This window comes from Rossellomorea sp. QJM3NY_18 (assembly GCF_056173145.1).
Genome location: NZ_CM149659.1, coordinates 1,619,028 through 1,633,914, shown reverse-complemented (window position 1 = coordinate 1,633,914; position 14,887 = coordinate 1,619,028). Strand labels below are relative to the sequence as shown.

Sequence of the window (14,887 nt, the reverse complement as noted above, 5' to 3'; positions counted from 1 at the left end):
TACCCTCACCTCACCTCAGCGGATCCATCCATTTTCTTTGAAATCCTTAAAGAATACTTTATTTAATGATGTAAGGGAGTTTGTACGCAGGTAGCCGAATCCCCATTTTTTGCATAACGATTCAATCATCGAGTTGTGTTCCATTAAGCGTTCCTGATACTTCCCTACTACATTTCGGTTCAATGATACATTCACTTCCTGGTGCTTTTCACTGTCAATTAATTTCACATCACCCTCATACGAAGGTGAGAGCTCTTCTTCATCCAGCAGTTGAATAAAATAGGTCATTTCTTTTTTAATAGACAGCCTTCTAAGGGCACCCTCAATCTCTGAAATAGATTCCATACCGTCCGATATGATAAAGGATACCGAGCTTTTATTCCGGACGCCTTTTATCAGGTCCCCAAAAAACGAAGTGCCCCCCACACTTTCTGCAGAAAGCTGCCTAATATCAAAGAGAATGCTTTTTGCGTCCCGGGATCCTTTTTTCATGAAACTCCTTTGAGCCCCGATACAATGCAGGGTAAGTCGGTCGTCATTCGAAAGGGCAAGGAAGGAAAGGGCTCCTGCCAACTCTCTCGCTCTCTCCCACTTTCTAACTTCGGTTACCATTGAGTTGGTGCAATCCAGATAAATGTGAACATTACATTCCCTCTCATCCAAATATCTTTTAATATAGATTCTTTCGGTTCTGGCATAAACGTTCCAATCGATTTGCCTGACATCGTCACCAAGTTCATAGAGCTGATAATCAGAGAATTCAAGGGAACTGCCCTGGTAGGTTGCCAGGCGGGAGCCTTTATGGTGACCCATTTTCAAGCGGCCCCCGTTGATCCTGTGCCTTTTTAACTGAGCTAAAAACTGGCTGTGAAAGTTCAAAGATGATCACCCTTTTGGACAAAATCGATTATTTCAAGGATAAGGTCATCGGTATGCACATTCATGGCTTCTCCTTCGAAATTCAGGATAATCCGGTGTCTAAGAACGAGAGGGGAAACTTTTTTGATGTCTCCTGTTGACACATGGTATCTGCCTTGTGTCAACGCACGGGCTTTTGCCATTAATATGAGGTTTTGCAGCCCTCTGGGTCCACTCCCATACTCGACATATTGTTTGATTCCTTCGGTTGTTTTCTCACAGGCCGGGTGCGTAGCGTCTATGATATCGATGGCAAAATCAATCATTTCATCCGTCACGACGATTTCTTTGACAAGTCCCTGAATCGTCAGAAGCTCCCCTTGACTCAGCTTTTTCTCAAGAAAGACTTCCTCTGTTCCCGTTGTCCGCTTGATGATTTGTTTCAATTCTTGTTTAGAAGGATAGGAAACAAGCACTTTGCTCATAAAACGGTCAACCTGAGCTTCTGGAAGAGGGTACGTCCCTTCAAGGTCGATGGGATTCTGAGTTGCCAGGACAAAAAACGGCTTTTCTAACGTCATTGTCTCCCCTACCACCGTCACCGTATGCTCGGCCATCGCCTCGAGTAAGGCACTCTGGGTTTTGGGCGTTGATCGATTGATCTCATCCGCCAATACCAGATGATGAAACAATGGGCCTTCATGAAAGATAAAAGGGTGTTGATCATCACGGACTTGCTTCATGACCATTGTGCCAGTTATATCTGTAGGCATCAGATCGGGGGTGAATTGAATCCTTGAGAAGCTAAGATCCATCACATCGGAAAGGGACCGTACGAGCAATGTTTTCCCCACCCCTGGCAGTCCTTCAAGGAGAGTATGTCCTCCCGCCAGAATGGTCCAAAGAACCGCCTCTACAATCTCCCCTTGTCCGACGATGAACCTTTGAACCTCTGCCTTTACTTCCGTTATCTTCTCAGAGGCTTCCTTGAACTGCTGTTCCTTTTCTACTATATTCATCCTCTTCACTCTCCTGGATCAATTTCACTGAAATACGATTCGATGATATGCTCTAAATCTTTAGGAATGGTGGCTCGATCTTTTCCGCTCCGATACGAGGAATAGTACTGTTGATACACCTCTTCATAGGGCCTCAGTGACCCTTTTTGAACCGGTCCATCTGCTTGGAAATGATCTCCCCTATAACCATCTCCCAATTTTCCCGTATCAAGTTCTATACGATTTTTCCCGCCTGTTTTTTCAGGAACTGAGAGCAATTCCCTCGCCCCCTGGCCACGGCCTGCGCCGGTGCCTGTTCCGTTGCCGTTGCTTCCTTTTCCGGTGCCAGAACCCGTCCCGTACCCTTTGCCTTCTTGTCCGGATGAGCTTGGTTTCCCGCTCCGTTTATTAGAAGAAGCAGCCTGCTTACTTGTTTTAGAATGGCTGTTGGGTTGATTGGAAGAAGCAGCTTCCTTTTGATCGGAGAATGTTTTTTGAGCTACTTGTCCGTATTCAGTTGTCATGCTTTTCCCGATTGCATTACCTAAGAGATCGGCTTCCTGCTGCAGCTCCTCCTGAAGGTTGGCTATTTCATTCATTTGACCGGACCCTTTTGTTTCCTTCATTAAATTCGACAATTCTTCCAGGGAATCAATACCCTTCTTTTTCATTGCCCCAAGCAACTGATCTTTCTGTTGGTCTGACAGTTGATTAAACCCTCGCTGAAGTTTATCACTGTCAGTCTCTTGTATGGCTGTTTTTATATGGGGTAAGTCAATTCCGTCCACCTCTTTCTTTACTTCCTGCAGCTTAGCCTGCCGTTTTTCCATCATTTTCTTCTGAAGGTTCAGTTCTTTCACTTTTTTGGTTATTTCTTCATAGCGCTCTGTTGCCGCCTTCTTTTTCTTAAGCTGTTCGTTTTCCTTTAACAGCCTTTCTTTAATAGAAGCATTCTCTTTCTTTTTTGCCTGTTTGGTTATTCTTTTGTCTGATTGGGCAATGATTTCCTTTTCCTTCTCCATTCGTTTTGCTTCTTGAAAAGTGGCATCCCGTTGGGTGAAGATCAGAAAGGATAAGAAAACAAGCAGCACGGTAGAAGTCAGCAACCCGGGATGAATGGTTCTTTTTCGGTACTTTTTCATTTCAGGAGGGGTTTCTTTCATTTTCACAAGGGCATCCCGGATGATCAGCGGTGATAATACATGACCTTCTTGAATACTGCTATAAGCGGCAGTGACTCTATTATCCTCAACGAACCGATCATAAAATATAGCACTTTCCTTCAAGGTTGGTCTTCTAGGAAAAGATACCACCACACCCGAAATCACAATGAAAAAGATCCCACTCCAAAGGATTCTATCCCAATAGGGAATGACGATGATTGATGCTAAAGTGGTCAAGCATAGAGCAAAGGCCCCTGCCAAAACAAGCAGGAGCTGGATGACATACCATAATTGCCTGATCAAGAGCTTTTTTCTTAATTGTTTTAGTAATTGAAGAAATTTTGCGTCCATCTTCTCACCCTTTATTTGTGCTCTTCACCTTCATGCTCGGTCTCAACTTCATAATGCTTAAGGACAGGGAAATCACAGCAAGTATTGAATAGATAATCAAGAATGAGATCCACAACGGAAACTTGATCCCGCTGCGTGAATAAATTTCATCAATCGCCATCGGTTCAAAATGCCCCATGATGACAATGGCAGGATTGAACATGGCTATGAGATAAGGCACCGGAGTGTTCTGATTCTGGTAAGGGCCGTTACCGATTGCCATGGAAAGCATAAAGAGAAACAACGTCCCCCCTACCAGAAATAGAACCGTCGCATAGGTTGTGACCATGGACACAATCGTTTTCCTTATGACTGTTGAATAAAACACGCCGATCGAACCAAATGTAAAGACGAGAAACAAACTGTATCCAAACACAGTGAGTAAATCGGAAGGAGATACGCCGCCGAATAAGAAAACAAAACTGTATAAGGGCAAGCTGGATATTACAAGCAATAACAAATAAGAAACGGATGAAACGAGCTTGCTTAAAATGATGCTCATGGAACTTTGTTCTGTCGTCAGCAACATGCTTAACGTCTGTTTCTCTCTTTCACCGCTGATCACGCCCCCTGTTAAACCCGGGGTGATGAATAATACGAGAGCAAGCTGCAGGAATGAGAGAACCATAAACATCACCCTGCTTTCTTCCGGGCGAAAATAGCCAGTATTCGAAAATCTGGTTTGCATATAGATGAAGCCGATCACCACGATCCCTACGGCAATCAAGTAGCATAACATCCCGATGAACGCTTTAAATGAACGGAAACGAAGCTTGAATTCTTTATTCAACATGGGATTGATGAGTAATTGTTTCATGAAAGGGTCACTCCTTTGGTGATCTCCATAAAGACATCCTCCAGATTCGTCTCGGTTTCTTTGAAACTCAAGATAGGAATATCATTTAGGATGGCTTTTTTGAGTAATTCAGTTTGCCCGGTCTCGTCACCCTTATAGAGAAATTGAAGAGTTCTGCTATCTTCATTCACTTCGATCTTCGAGACAAACGGATCATCTTCGAAAAATGCAACGGCGCTTTCAACCAGTCCCCTCACCTTTACCACGATCAGTTTATCTGCCTGAAGTTGAAATTGGATATCCGATACAGAACCATGGGCCACAAGCCTTCCATTATCGATGACCCCGATTTCATCACACATTTCTGCGAGCTCAGGCAGGATATGGGACGAGATCAAGATCGTTTTGCCCATTTTCTTCAATTCTTTAAGAATTTCCCTCATCTCGATTCTTGCCCTCGGATCCAGTCCCGAAGCAGGTTCGTCAAGTATGAGTACCTCCGGATCATGGATGAGACACCTGGCCAAACATAGACGCTGCTTCATCCCCCTTGATAAAAGATCCACATAGGAATCTTTCTTATGAGTTAGATTCACCAATTCCAATAGCTGAGGGATGAGCTTTTTTCTCTGGTCAGCAGGGATTTTATAGCTTGCACCATAGAAATCAAGATACTCTTCCGCTTTCAATTGATCATACACACCGAAGAAATCGGGCATATAGCCAATTTGTCTCCGGACCAATTTAGGCTCTTTGCTAATATTGAATCCATTCACCGTGGCCGTTCCGGTCGTAGGAGCCAGTAGGGTGGCCAGTATGGAAAACGTCGTGGACTTCCCTGCCCCGTTCTGACCGACAAACCCAAATACGGTCCCTTTTCCAATGGATAAATTCAGATCGTCCAGGGCCAGAAATGACCCATAACGTTTGGATAAGTTGTGAATTTCGATCATGGCTGTACCTCCCCTTTCAAAACAATGGCAGGAAGACGAACGAACGGATCCCCTTGAGAACGTTTTTCAAACTCAAAAACGATTTCCCCATTGTCATTCATATAGTTGTTCACATTCTCTTTAACCTCTATAGCACCTGCCGATGTCTCTTCAAGAGGGATCTTTTCGTCCGTGCGTGGTTCTACAAGTGAGAACTTAAGGACCCCACCCGTATGAAGCGTCATATTTAATGAATGAAGAGTGACCTTTGACAATTCGATTTGTTTAGGTATTTGAATGGCCATTTCATACGTTCCATCCTCCAGTCCCATTTCATCTGCCCCATTATGGGAATAGTGCTCGATGATTTGCCCTTTTACAGGCTTGACATCAAGATCAAGCTGCTCACTCCGAAGGGTAAAGGCTCCCTTATACGTACCAAGAGAAGGAAAATGCTGATAAAGCAGTGAGAAATTATCAGATTTCGATTCTTTATTCTTTATGCTCATATCGAAAATCCCAGCTTCCGTATATCCAAAAATGACGGGAGAGTTATTTTCATTATCGGAAGAAATCATTTGTGATGCGAAGTTTTCCAAGCGTTCTTTCTTTTGCTGCTTTATGCTCTGTTGATTCGGAAACGGTGCCGACATATTGGGATTACCGATCGGTGATGATAAATAGTCAGTCGAAAGCTTTTTATCGACACTAAGTGTTTCCCCTGCCTTCACTTCACCAACCCGGTAGATTCGGGCTCCCGACCATATATAGACATCGGTGAAATCGTAAGGGAAAGCATTTTGTATCTTACCCGAAATAGTTTTATCCTTCATACTTAATTCCGGGATGAATTTCCCCAGGTCCTCTCTTTCACTGGTTCCCAAAACAGTTCTCGTTGACCAGTACTCCACATTCCTGAACGTGATCTTTCTTTGATCCTTATTCAATTCTTCAATGGCGAATTTATACTGATTGCCCCCACCTGGATTATTTCTCATCCTTGCCGGTGTAAGCTCTAAATGATTCCTGTCATAAACAAAGTCGTAGTCCCCGCCTGTGTTTGAAAGGGCTGTGAATGCTGAAATCCCATGAGCACTCTTATCCTCTTCCACCTTCAAGATGTTCATTTGATTTAAATGAGGCTTTGAGATTCTTTCTTTAGCACCTGTTATGAATATTCCCGATGAGACAAGGATCGATATGACAGGGATGATCCACCATGCCTGTTCACGTTTATCCATTTTTCTTAATAGGAAATAAAGGAGTGGCACGATGATAACCAAGTACAGGATCAGAATGATGACTAATGTGCTTATTTTAAAATTTGTCGATGGAAAGAGTTCATTACTATCAGCAACTTCATAATAAATCCTCTCAAGGAAACTTTGGTCACCATTGTTCTGACCAAATAAGAAATATGGTTCTGTTTTAGAAAGCATGTTTGCAAACCAATCATCATAGTGTTCCCACCCGTTCAAAGCAGGATCTCCCAAGGAGAAAGATGTTTGCCAAACTTCACCAAGACCTCTTGCGCTCTTTACGACTAAAGGGATTTCCCCTTGTTCCGCCACCACTTCTGCTTCATGCTTCACTTCCCCTTTATAGATGGTTAAAGAGCTGAAAGAAGCCTTCATGTCTTTCTTTACACTAAAGGAAGACGTATCGGAAAGTGTCGCTTCTTCCTGTTGAGTTAGAGGAGCCATATCGGCTAAAGAACCAAGTGTATCTCTCAGATGAGGGGCAGCCCCTATAAATAGTACCCCTCCATTTTTAACCCAGCTCTTAAGGACCCCCTGTTGTTCCTGACTGAGTTCTGTTACGTTGAATTGGTCTATGACAATATAATCAAGCATCTGAAGACCGCCCTGTTCCTCAGGAAACGTTTCCTTTGTAAGTGTCAACGCCTCGACCCGGTTTCCTCCCATGGTTGAACCCTTGATTCCTTTCAAGCGATCAGGATTCTCACTTAATAATCCAATTGTTGTATTATTGTTATAAATGAAATTAGGTGTTAAGCGTTTATCTCCTTTAAATTTCACTTCTTTCCCATTTTCCCATGATCCATCAAACAGATGAATGGTCTGGAGATTTGAATTGTGTCTGATCTCATCATTGAATCCCGGAATGGAAAATGTGTATGTACGGACTGAGTTGGCAGGAACATCGATGGACAGCGCCCTCGCTCCCCCTGTCTGATAGGATGGCGCATAATCAAACAAAAGGTCGCCTTTGAAATCGGAACCTGTATTTTCTACGGTGACTTTAAGAGGAAAGCCCCTGCCTTCCTTTACTTTTCCGTCGATTCCTTCTTCTACTGAAATTTTTATTGGTCCTTTTGCAAGTGTTGTATCCTGTATGAACAGGAACATCAATAAGCCTAAGAACACAACGAATAATACTTTCCCCCACCTATTCACATGCATTCCCCTTTCTCTTTCTCTTTCTCTTTCTCTCTAGAACATAGACGAAATGTAACAGGAAAAAGTTTCTTTTTATTTTTCCTAAATTACCCAACTTCCACAAGTGTAATTTTACACTATTCTCACGTATTCGCAAGACCGTTTTTGAAATTAATGCCAAGTATTTTCTTTTGGGTGGGTTGAAAGCAAAAAAAATCACGGAAGGTATCCAAGATACGTTCCGTGATAAAGATGGATTATTTTAATGAACCGATAAAATCCGCAAGAAGGGTGATGGCAAAGTCAATGGCATCTTCGTTCGGGTTTAATCTAGAATGATGGAGTCCGTATGGTGAGTCGACACCGAGCCAGAACATAAAGCCGGGTATTGCCTCAAGCATATATCCAAAGTCTTCTCCAGTCATCGCTTCTTTGCAGATGACAAGATCCCGGTTGGTTTCCCTCAGGAAAGACATAAAGTGGTTTGTCCATTTGCGATCATTAAACACCTGCCGGTACATGCTGCCATAACTCACTTCGATTTCACAGTCATAGCTGATTCTCATTCCTTCGATCAATGCTTCCAACCGCTCTTTCACACTAATCATCGACTGGGGTGACAGGGTACGGATGGTCCCTTCCAATCTTGCCGTTTCTGCAATGATATTCTGGACAGTACCACTTTCCATTTTTCCGACTGTAATGACCGCACTGTCCAATGGATCAACATTCCTTGAGACGATCGACTGCATTTGGGTGACAAAAGAAGAAGCCACGACAATCATGTCCTTGGTATGATGGGGGTAGGCAGCATGTCCTCCTTTACCTTTAAAGTCTATGAATAGTTCAGACGTATTGGCAAATAGCAGCCCTTCTTTAACGGCAACCGTCCCCACTTTATATTCCGGGGCAATGTGCAGGGCAAATATACAATCCGGCATCCATTCCTTCATGATTGCACTTTGGAGCATCGGCTCTGCCCCACCTGGTCCTTCCTCTGCGGGTTGGAAAATGAAGAGAAGGTCATCTTCAATTGGATGGTGAACAAAATGGGTGAGAACCCCCAATTCGATTGTCATGTGAAAATCATGTCCACAGGCATGCATCTTCCCTTCATGTGAAGAAGGGAATTCAAGCCCCGTTTCTTCCTGGATCGGCAGGCCATCAATGTCCCCGCGGTACCCGATCATCTTCGTAGGTCTTGTGCCATGAACCTTAACAAAAAGGCCCGTTTTCCAAGTCTTGATCTCTAATCGGTCAGCAGGAAGGGTGCTCAAATAATTCATTATGTATGCTTGAGTTTTAAACTCTTGAAACCCAAGTTCCGGAATTTGATGGAGATCTCTCCTGATTGACTTAAAGTCTACTGTTGACATGGGAATCCTCCTTATAGGGAAAATAGAATGATGGATAAGGAAAACCGGAATCTACAAGAAAAGAACAGACGATAACCGTCCGTTCTTTCTTCATCCTCTATGATTGAATGAATTACAGTTGACGTAATTCTTGTTTGATTTCTGTCTTTGATTTTGTTTTGTCATCAATGTCTTTCAATTTCTTCGCAGGGGTACCTGCCACAACCGTGTATGGAGCCACATCATCCACCACAATCGCTCCGGCGGCCACAACAGCCCCTTTTCCAACCGTTACACCTTCGAGGACAACGGCATTGGCACCAATGACGACATCGTCTTCAATAACCACAGGTCTAGCAGATGGCGGCTCAATGACTCCTGCAAGCACTGCACCTGCCCCGATATGACAATTCTGTCCTACAGTTGCACGTCCACCCAGTACAACATTCATATCGATCATCGTTCCTGCGCCTACGACAGAGCCTATATTGATCATCGCCCCCATCATGATGACCGCATTGTCACCGATTTCGACCTGGTCGCGAATAATGGCACCTGGTTCGATCCGGGCCTTCACTCCTTTAAGATCAAGAAGAGGAATCGCAGAATTTCGACGATCATTTTCCACTACATAGTCTTCGATTTTATCTTTATTCTCTTCAAGAATAGTAGAAAGCTCACTCCACTCTCCGAAAACCACCCCTGAAGTTCCTTGAAGGAACGTTTGGGCAGAGCCGAAGTTGATTCCATCCAGATTACCTTTTACATAGACCTTAACAGGAGTCGATTTAGTACTATTTTGAATAAAAGAAATAATTTCGTTTGCATCCATCATGTTCATGAGAATTCCCTCCGTAATTATGTATATATTCAGAATTCGTTTCTTGAATTACTTTATCAGATTAAAGGGTGGAAGACAACCCATAAGGTTGAATCCTATGAGTTTTCATGGATGAATTCGTTTACAACTTTCACAAATGCTTCCACCTGCCGTAATTGAAAGGCAGACTCGTAACCAAGTAACCATGTATCACGGTGGATGAATGAATCATGCTCATCGATGAGGGGGATTTTATAAATGTTTTCTTCCATGCCGTCCAATGTGATGGCTGGCAGGATGGCGTAACCGATTCCGTTTAAAGTCATCTGCTTACACGTTTCAATTTGATCCACAACAATCGTCCGCTTAGGAGTGGTCTGGAATTGGCGATGCCACCAGTCTTGTATTTCCTGATAATAATTCGAATCACTTTTAAATTGGATAAAGGGACGATCCGTTTTCATGACTTCCTCTATGGATTGGATTTCTCTATCCACCAAGTACAGTGTGTCCTGAAATAAATGGTGTTTTGGTCCTTTCCAATCCGGCGTGCCCCGGATGATCCCGATATGTACTTCGTCTTCATAGATTGCTTTAAGAATTTCACTGCTCCATCCGGTCATCAAAGATATCTTGGCATGTGGATAGGTCTCCACAAAGCGCTTAAGAACCTTCGGAAGCCAATTTTGTCCTACGATCGACGCACAGGCAATCTTCAACGTTCCGTGCACTTTAAATTCAAGTGCCTGTATCCGCTCCCTCACACTTTCTTCCTTCTGCAGCATCTCATCGGCAAGCTCCACGACAAGTTCTCCAGCGGGAGTCAGTGAAAGGCCTTTTTGGGAACGGATAAATAATTTCGTCCCCCATTCCTTTTCAATCGTCTGCAGTCTCTGGGACAAAGCAGGCTGAGACACAAATAACCGTTCAGCTGCTTTCCTCATATTCATTTCCTGGGCAAGTACATGAAGCAGCTGATATTCCGAAAATGCCATTATGTTCACCTTCATAAGTTTTTCTTATATTATATCTTAACTTATATAAAATTTCATTATTAGCTGAAGTCGAATATATTGAGAGTAGATAGAAAAGAGGTGTGGCACTAATGGAAGTGATATTATTTTTTACAGGTTTGATTGTAGCTCTTATCGGGACGCTTGCCGGAAGCGGCGGCCTGATCGGTATGCCAGTCATGCTCCTAGTGGGGTTACCGATTCATACCGCGATTGCAACTGCTAAATTTTCAAATATTATCAGTTCATCTTCGAGTTTTATTTACCTGGTGAGGGAACGGAAAATTACATGGAAGGAATGTTTGCCCATTCTTCCCATTGCACTCGCCGGGGGGCTGTCAGGGGCCTTTCTATCGAATAAAATACCCGCTTCCCTCCTTGAATGGATGGCTTTCTCCTTCCTTCTCTTTGCCCTGGCATTAAGCCTGCTAAAGGGATTCCAGCCAAAGGAAAGAACACAGAAACACTACAGGGTCTACGGGCTTCTGTATTTCATAAGTACGTATGACGGATTGTTCGGACCAGGGCAGGCTACGATGCTCATGTACACATATTTATTTCATGGACTGTCTTATTTAAAATCAGTCGCCCTTACCCGTTTTCAAACGTTTGTCAGTTGCTTAGGGGCATTCACTGTCTATTGTCAAAATGGTCATGTTGAATGGGGTGTCGCCATTCCGTTTGCATTGGGGGCCCTAATAGGAGCTCAGCTGGCAGTAAGACTCGCATCAAGGCTTTCTATGAAACACCTCCGGATCCTTTTAAACATTTTGACATTCATTTTGATCTTGCAACTCGGTAAGAACTTGTTTCTTTAAGGAAGGTCCATAGAACAGCATAGAAGAAATGAAGCTAACGGTAGCTCTACCTTATCTAATGAAAGAACAAAGAGGATGACAAGTGTGCCATCCTCTAACATTTTCCCGGTATGTAACTGCCATAAAGGTTTTAATCCCTTTTAAACAGCTGTCGTTGAAGCTGCTTTAACACAACTCTTCTTGTCATGATTCCTTCAAAATAGCCATCGTCGGACAACACGCATAAGAATGGGTGGTCGACTAAAAAGTCCAAAGCTTTCTTGAAATCTGCTTGTAAAGAGATAATCGGAAAATCTGTTGTCATGACTTCCTCTACCTTTTTCGCTTCAAGTTTTTCAAACTCAAAACGTTCGAGACCCAGAATTGAATCGGTAATTAAACTTGAACTGATCAATCCCTGGAAACGGAACGATGGATCAAGGACAGGGATGGCTGAGTAACCGCTCTTTGTGAGTAATAGTAACGCATGTTCCAGGGAATTCCCCATTTGAACATGAGCCACCTTCTCAGAAGGAATAATGAAATCCTTAATATTCGTTTCTAATAACTCCTTGCTACTCAATGAAATCATGTATAACCCCTCATTTAATCAATAAGAATTTGCGTGACGCTTTTAGACAAAAGAAACTGACTCTACCCATTTTAACATACTGGAAGAAAAATGTATGTTAATACGATTGGTTTAAAGACTAAAAAAGATAACCGGATGGTTACCTTTAGCTTGTTTTAATCTTGTTGGGCTTCCTGTAGAAGTTCGAAAATTTCAATGGCTGTAATGTCTATGTTATCAAAAGGAAAGCTGTTTCCTTTTTCATTCATGACTTCAATCTCGAATGTATCCTGCTTGGGAAGATACTTCACCTCACAGATCTTCTTACCATTGTATTCAAAAAATCGTTGTTGAGTTTCCCCTTGTTCACCTTGTTCTTGTAATGATTTTAATCTTTGTATAATTCCAAGAAGCTGAGACATAATCACTCTCTCCTTTCCTGATCTAATTCTTGGTCATAGCTTTTGCATTGTACCAGATTCTATCCTGTGAAATCTAATGTTTTGTCCTTTTCTACTTAAATTCCTTTATAATGAAAGGTGATTACTATCTTCTCTCAATGAAAGGATTGATTCGATGAGTATTTACCGTATAGATTCCCGAATATCATTAGTTGATCTAATGGATTTATCCTTAAAGGAACGCACAGGCAGTTATATAATAAACGAAGAGGCACTGACCATTATCGAAACATCCGCCAGTCCTTCAATCCCTCATCTAAAAAAAGGTCTCTCTAAGTTAAACATTAATCCTGAAGATATTCAATACATAATTTTAACCCATATCCATCTTGATCATGCTGGAGGCGCAGGTCTTTTTCTAAAAGAGTGCCCAAACGCAAGTATCATAGTCCACCCGAAAGGAAGGCGTCATCTCATCGATCCCACCCGGTTGATTTCAGGAGCAAAAGCGGTTTATGGTGAAAAATTCGATGGACTATTTGACCCGATCGTACCGATTCCTGAAGAGAGGATACTGGTGATGGCTCATGAAGAAAAGCTGAGTCTCAGTGATACGTGCACGCTAACGTTCTATCATACCCCGGGACACGCCGATCATCACCTCAGTATCCTTGATTCCACTTCAAATGGGATATTCACAGGTGATACGTGTGGAATTCAATACACCATTGGGTCGAAGCGTTTTTATTTCCCTTCCACCTCCCCCAATCAATTTGATCCTGAAAAAATGAAGAATTCCATTCGCCTGTATAGAAGCCTTCATCTCGACCGGTTGTACTTCGGTCATTACGGGGTAAGCGAGGAAGTATCTTTTGCCCTTTCAGAAGTAGAAAAATGGCTGGATCTTTTCATAACAAAGAGTGAGGAACAGTACTCCTCCCATGTTACAATGGAGGAGAACGTAAGAACCATCACTTCTCTATTAATTGAACTTACAGGAAGGGAATTGGTGCAAAAAGGAATCGATCCAAATAACCCTATTTTCTCATTGCTGGAGTTGGATATGAACGTTTCTGCAATGGGGATCGTAGATTATTTCATAAAACAAAAAGGAGACCGTTCATCATGAAGGAAGTCACACTATATACTCAACCCGAATGCCCACCCTGCGAAGTGGTCAAAATGTTCTTGAAAGAACATAATGTGAACTATAAAGAAATCAACATAAAAAAAGACGAACAAGCAAGAAACTATCTTATCAATCAATTGAAGTCTTACTCCACCCCTACCGTCACCATTGATTCGGTAGTCATTTCAGGCTTCAACCTCGAAGCCCTGTCTGCTGCCTTAAACATATAGTTCCCTATATTAAAAAGGTGGCCCCAAGATGCTTTCAATCCTTTAAGCATCCTTTTGGGCCACCTTATCCTATTAGTGTGATTGTTGAGCCGATTCCGGTAATTCGTACGTTATCGAGGAAACCTTCCATGTCCCTTCTTCTTCACTCAACACGACGGCTTCGATGCCGTTTGTGCTGGAAACCGGCCCTTCCTCATCTTCTGTTCTTTCTTCCCAGACATACCATTTCCCATCTATGTATTGTGCCTTGGTGGAATCATCATAATGGAAATATGGTACATAGTGCGAAGCGAAATCAGAACCGAAAGTAATGTACCCACCGTCTACCTCATATACGTTTTCCTTCATAAAACCTGCTGTCAGACTATGTGTTAGATACTTTGACAGCTTCTCCTCAATTAGATTCTTCGATTGTGGTTTTTCACTCAAGGACACTTGAGTTTTAAAAGTTTCCTTAACAAGGGCTAAGGCATTCTCCTTCGTGAATCCGGATGCCTGTATTTGACTGGCCTGCCCACAAGCTGCTGTTACGAGGACTAAAATGAAAAGTAATAGCGATAATTTTTTCTTCCCCATGTATTTTCACTCCTATTCCAGTAGATTAAATTATTGTAGCAATAGAAAAATGTCGATAGCATACCATTCTTTCGCTAAATCATAACAATGACTGACATATTTTTTGGTTTGATTGTAAAATTCCCCCTGCCAGTGGCGCTTAAACACATTTATTGATGGTACAATTAACCAAAAAAAGGATGCCACATGATATTCATGCAGCATCCTCCATTTATTATGATAAATAGCGTATGGACCAATAAATGATGAATAATGTAATCAGAATGGTACCAATCAGGATGGATAAAAACACGGGATTGCGGATGAACGGGTGCTCTTTTACGACGTCGGGAATGTCCGTGTCAAAGTCACCTTTCAACCGTTTTTCCTGCCCCGCCAATCTAAAGGTGTACACAAGTGAATAACCAGCAAGCGCCAAAACAATCAACGAAAGCACAATCATAAATATACTCAAAATAG

16 protein-coding genes are annotated in these 14,887 nt (G+C 42.5%); 3 read left to right on the top strand and 13 right to left on the bottom strand.

The window, feature by feature from the left end:
- Nucleotides 1-15 precede the first annotated feature (15 nt).
- The 9 genes from AC0VXY_RS08405 to AC0VXY_RS08365 form a co-directional block, all read right to left on the bottom strand.
- Nucleotides 16-813 (bottom strand): DUF58 domain-containing protein, encoded by a 798-nt coding sequence (locus AC0VXY_RS08405; RefSeq protein WP_475527524.1) that lies wholly within the window; start codon nucleotides 811-813, stop codon nucleotides 16-18.
- Nucleotides 814-875: 62 nt separating this feature from the next.
- On the bottom strand, nucleotides 876-1,877 hold the full coding sequence (locus AC0VXY_RS08400) for an AAA family ATPase (protein WP_475527523.1): 1,002 nt from the start codon (nucleotides 1,875-1,877) through the stop codon (nucleotides 876-878).
- Nucleotides 1,878-1,882: 5 nt separating this feature from the next.
- Nucleotides 1,883-3,370, bottom strand: a complete 1,488-nt coding sequence (locus AC0VXY_RS08395; protein WP_475527522.1) for a hypothetical protein — start codon at nucleotides 3,368-3,370, stop codon at nucleotides 1,883-1,885.
- Nucleotides 3,371-3,374: 4 nt separating this feature from the next.
- Complete coding sequence (locus AC0VXY_RS08390; RefSeq protein WP_435991632.1) at nucleotides 3,375-4,226, bottom strand: ABC transporter permease; 852 nt, start codon at nucleotides 4,224-4,226, stop codon at nucleotides 3,375-3,377.
- Nucleotides 4,223-5,158 carry an ABC transporter ATP-binding protein gene (locus AC0VXY_RS08385; RefSeq protein WP_435991634.1) on the bottom strand — a complete coding sequence of 312 codons (936 nt, stop codon included), beginning with the start codon at nucleotides 5,156-5,158 and terminating at the stop codon, nucleotides 4,223-4,225. The genes AC0VXY_RS08390 and AC0VXY_RS08385 overlap by 4 nt, the downstream gene beginning before the upstream one ends.
- Nucleotides 5,155-7,560 carry a hypothetical protein gene (locus AC0VXY_RS08380; protein WP_475527521.1) on the bottom strand — a complete coding sequence of 802 codons (2,406 nt, stop codon included), beginning with the start codon at nucleotides 7,558-7,560 and terminating at the stop codon, nucleotides 5,155-5,157. The genes AC0VXY_RS08385 and AC0VXY_RS08380 overlap by 4 nt, the downstream gene beginning before the upstream one ends.
- A 233-nt stretch (nucleotides 7,561-7,793) precedes the next feature.
- Entirely contained in the window at nucleotides 7,794-8,912 is a 1,119-nt protein-coding gene (locus AC0VXY_RS08375; RefSeq protein ID WP_435991637.1) for an N-acetyldiaminopimelate deacetylase, read from the bottom strand.
- 112 nt (nucleotides 8,913-9,024) lie between these two features.
- Nucleotides 9,025-9,732 carry a 2,3,4,5-tetrahydropyridine-2,6-dicarboxylate N-acetyltransferase gene (gene dapD / locus AC0VXY_RS08370; protein ID WP_435991639.1) on the bottom strand — a complete coding sequence of 236 codons (708 nt, stop codon included), beginning with the start codon at nucleotides 9,730-9,732 and terminating at the stop codon, nucleotides 9,025-9,027.
- Between the two features lie 95 nt (nucleotides 9,733-9,827).
- Nucleotides 9,828-10,706 carry a LysR family transcriptional regulator gene (locus tag AC0VXY_RS08365; RefSeq protein ID WP_435991641.1) on the bottom strand — a complete coding sequence of 293 codons (879 nt, stop codon included), beginning with the start codon at nucleotides 10,704-10,706 and terminating at the stop codon, nucleotides 9,828-9,830.
- 110 nt (nucleotides 10,707-10,816) lie between these two features.
- On the opposite strand from AC0VXY_RS08365, the gene AC0VXY_RS08360 reads away from it, so the two are divergent.
- Nucleotides 10,817-11,542, top strand: a complete 726-nt coding sequence (locus AC0VXY_RS08360; RefSeq protein ID WP_475527520.1) for a sulfite exporter TauE/SafE family protein — start codon at nucleotides 10,817-10,819, stop codon at nucleotides 11,540-11,542.
- Nucleotides 11,543-11,672: 130 nt separating this feature from the next.
- Here AC0VXY_RS08360 and cbpB read toward each other — a convergent pair whose 3' ends face one another.
- Nucleotides 11,673-12,113, bottom strand: a complete 441-nt coding sequence (cbpB, locus tag AC0VXY_RS08355; protein ID WP_435991645.1) for a cyclic-di-AMP-binding protein CbpB — start codon at nucleotides 12,111-12,113, stop codon at nucleotides 11,673-11,675.
- Nucleotides 12,114-12,268: 155 nt separating this feature from the next.
- Complete coding sequence (locus AC0VXY_RS08350) at nucleotides 12,269-12,514, bottom strand: YkuJ family protein (RefSeq protein ID WP_034756109.1); 246 nt, start codon at nucleotides 12,512-12,514, stop codon at nucleotides 12,269-12,271.
- Between the two features lie 154 nt (nucleotides 12,515-12,668).
- Between AC0VXY_RS08350 and AC0VXY_RS08345 the strand changes: the two genes are divergently transcribed.
- Nucleotides 12,669-13,622, top strand: coding sequence for an MBL fold metallo-hydrolase (locus tag AC0VXY_RS08345; RefSeq protein ID WP_475527519.1), 954 nt, complete (start codon nucleotides 12,669-12,671; stop codon nucleotides 13,620-13,622).
- Nucleotides 13,619-13,852, top strand: a complete 234-nt coding sequence (locus AC0VXY_RS08340; protein ID WP_435991650.1) for a glutaredoxin domain-containing protein — start codon at nucleotides 13,619-13,621, stop codon at nucleotides 13,850-13,852. The genes AC0VXY_RS08345 and AC0VXY_RS08340 overlap by 4 nt, the downstream gene beginning before the upstream one ends.
- A 72-nt stretch (nucleotides 13,853-13,924) precedes the next feature.
- Here the strand turns inward: AC0VXY_RS08340 and AC0VXY_RS08335 are convergent, their stop codons facing one another.
- Nucleotides 13,925-14,428, bottom strand: a complete 504-nt coding sequence (locus AC0VXY_RS08335) for a DUF3993 domain-containing protein (protein WP_475527518.1) — start codon at nucleotides 14,426-14,428, stop codon at nucleotides 13,925-13,927.
- Between the two features lie 214 nt (nucleotides 14,429-14,642).
- Entirely contained in the window at nucleotides 14,643-14,882 is a 240-nt protein-coding gene (locus AC0VXY_RS08330) for a hypothetical protein (RefSeq protein WP_435991654.1), read from the bottom strand.
- Between the last annotated feature and the right edge of the window lie 5 nt (nucleotides 14,883-14,887).

What these genes read in the sequence shown, in the direction of transcription:
- AC0VXY_RS08405 (WP_475527524.1), bottom strand. Translation starts at nt 813, where the DNA reads ATGGGTCACCATAAAGGCTCCCGCCTGGCAACCTACCAGGGCAGTTCC.
- AC0VXY_RS08400 (WP_475527523.1), bottom strand. Translation starts at nt 1,877, where the DNA reads ATGAATATAGTAGAAAAGGAACAGCAGTTCAAGGAAGCCTCTGAGAAG.
- AC0VXY_RS08395 (WP_475527522.1), bottom strand. Translation starts at nt 3,370, where the DNA reads ATGGACGCAAAATTTCTTCAATTACTAAAACAATTAAGAAAAAAGCTC.
- AC0VXY_RS08390 (WP_435991632.1), bottom strand. Translation starts at nt 4,226, where the DNA reads ATGAAACAATTACTCATCAATCCCATGTTGAATAAAGAATTCAAGCTT.
- AC0VXY_RS08385 (WP_435991634.1), bottom strand. Translation starts at nt 5,158, where the DNA reads ATGATCGAAATTCACAACTTATCCAAACGTTATGGGTCATTTCTGGCC.
- AC0VXY_RS08380 (WP_475527521.1), bottom strand. Translation starts at nt 7,560, where the DNA reads ATGCATGTGAATAGGTGGGGGAAAGTATTATTCGTTGTGTTCTTAGGC.
- AC0VXY_RS08375 (WP_435991637.1), bottom strand. Translation starts at nt 8,912, where the DNA reads ATGTCAACAGTAGACTTTAAGTCAATCAGGAGAGATCTCCATCAAATT.
- dapD (WP_435991639.1), bottom strand. Translation starts at nt 9,732, where the DNA reads ATGAACATGATGGATGCAAACGAAATTATTTCTTTTATTCAAAATAGT.
- AC0VXY_RS08365 (WP_435991641.1), bottom strand. Translation starts at nt 10,706, where the DNA reads ATGGCATTTTCGGAATATCAGCTGCTTCATGTACTTGCCCAGGAAATG.
- AC0VXY_RS08360 (WP_475527520.1), top strand. Translation starts at nt 10,817, where the DNA reads ATGGAAGTGATATTATTTTTTACAGGTTTGATTGTAGCTCTTATCGGG.
- cbpB (WP_435991645.1), bottom strand. Translation starts at nt 12,113, where the DNA reads ATGATTTCATTGAGTAGCAAGGAGTTATTAGAAACGAATATTAAGGAT.
- AC0VXY_RS08350 (WP_034756109.1), bottom strand. Translation starts at nt 12,514, where the DNA reads ATGTCTCAGCTTCTTGGAATTATACAAAGATTAAAATCATTACAAGAA.
- AC0VXY_RS08345 (WP_475527519.1), top strand. Translation starts at nt 12,669, where the DNA reads ATGAGTATTTACCGTATAGATTCCCGAATATCATTAGTTGATCTAATG.
- AC0VXY_RS08340 (WP_435991650.1), top strand. Translation starts at nt 13,619, where the DNA reads ATGAAGGAAGTCACACTATATACTCAACCCGAATGCCCACCCTGCGAA.
- AC0VXY_RS08335 (WP_475527518.1), bottom strand. Translation starts at nt 14,428, where the DNA reads ATGGGGAAGAAAAAATTATCGCTATTACTTTTCATTTTAGTCCTCGTA.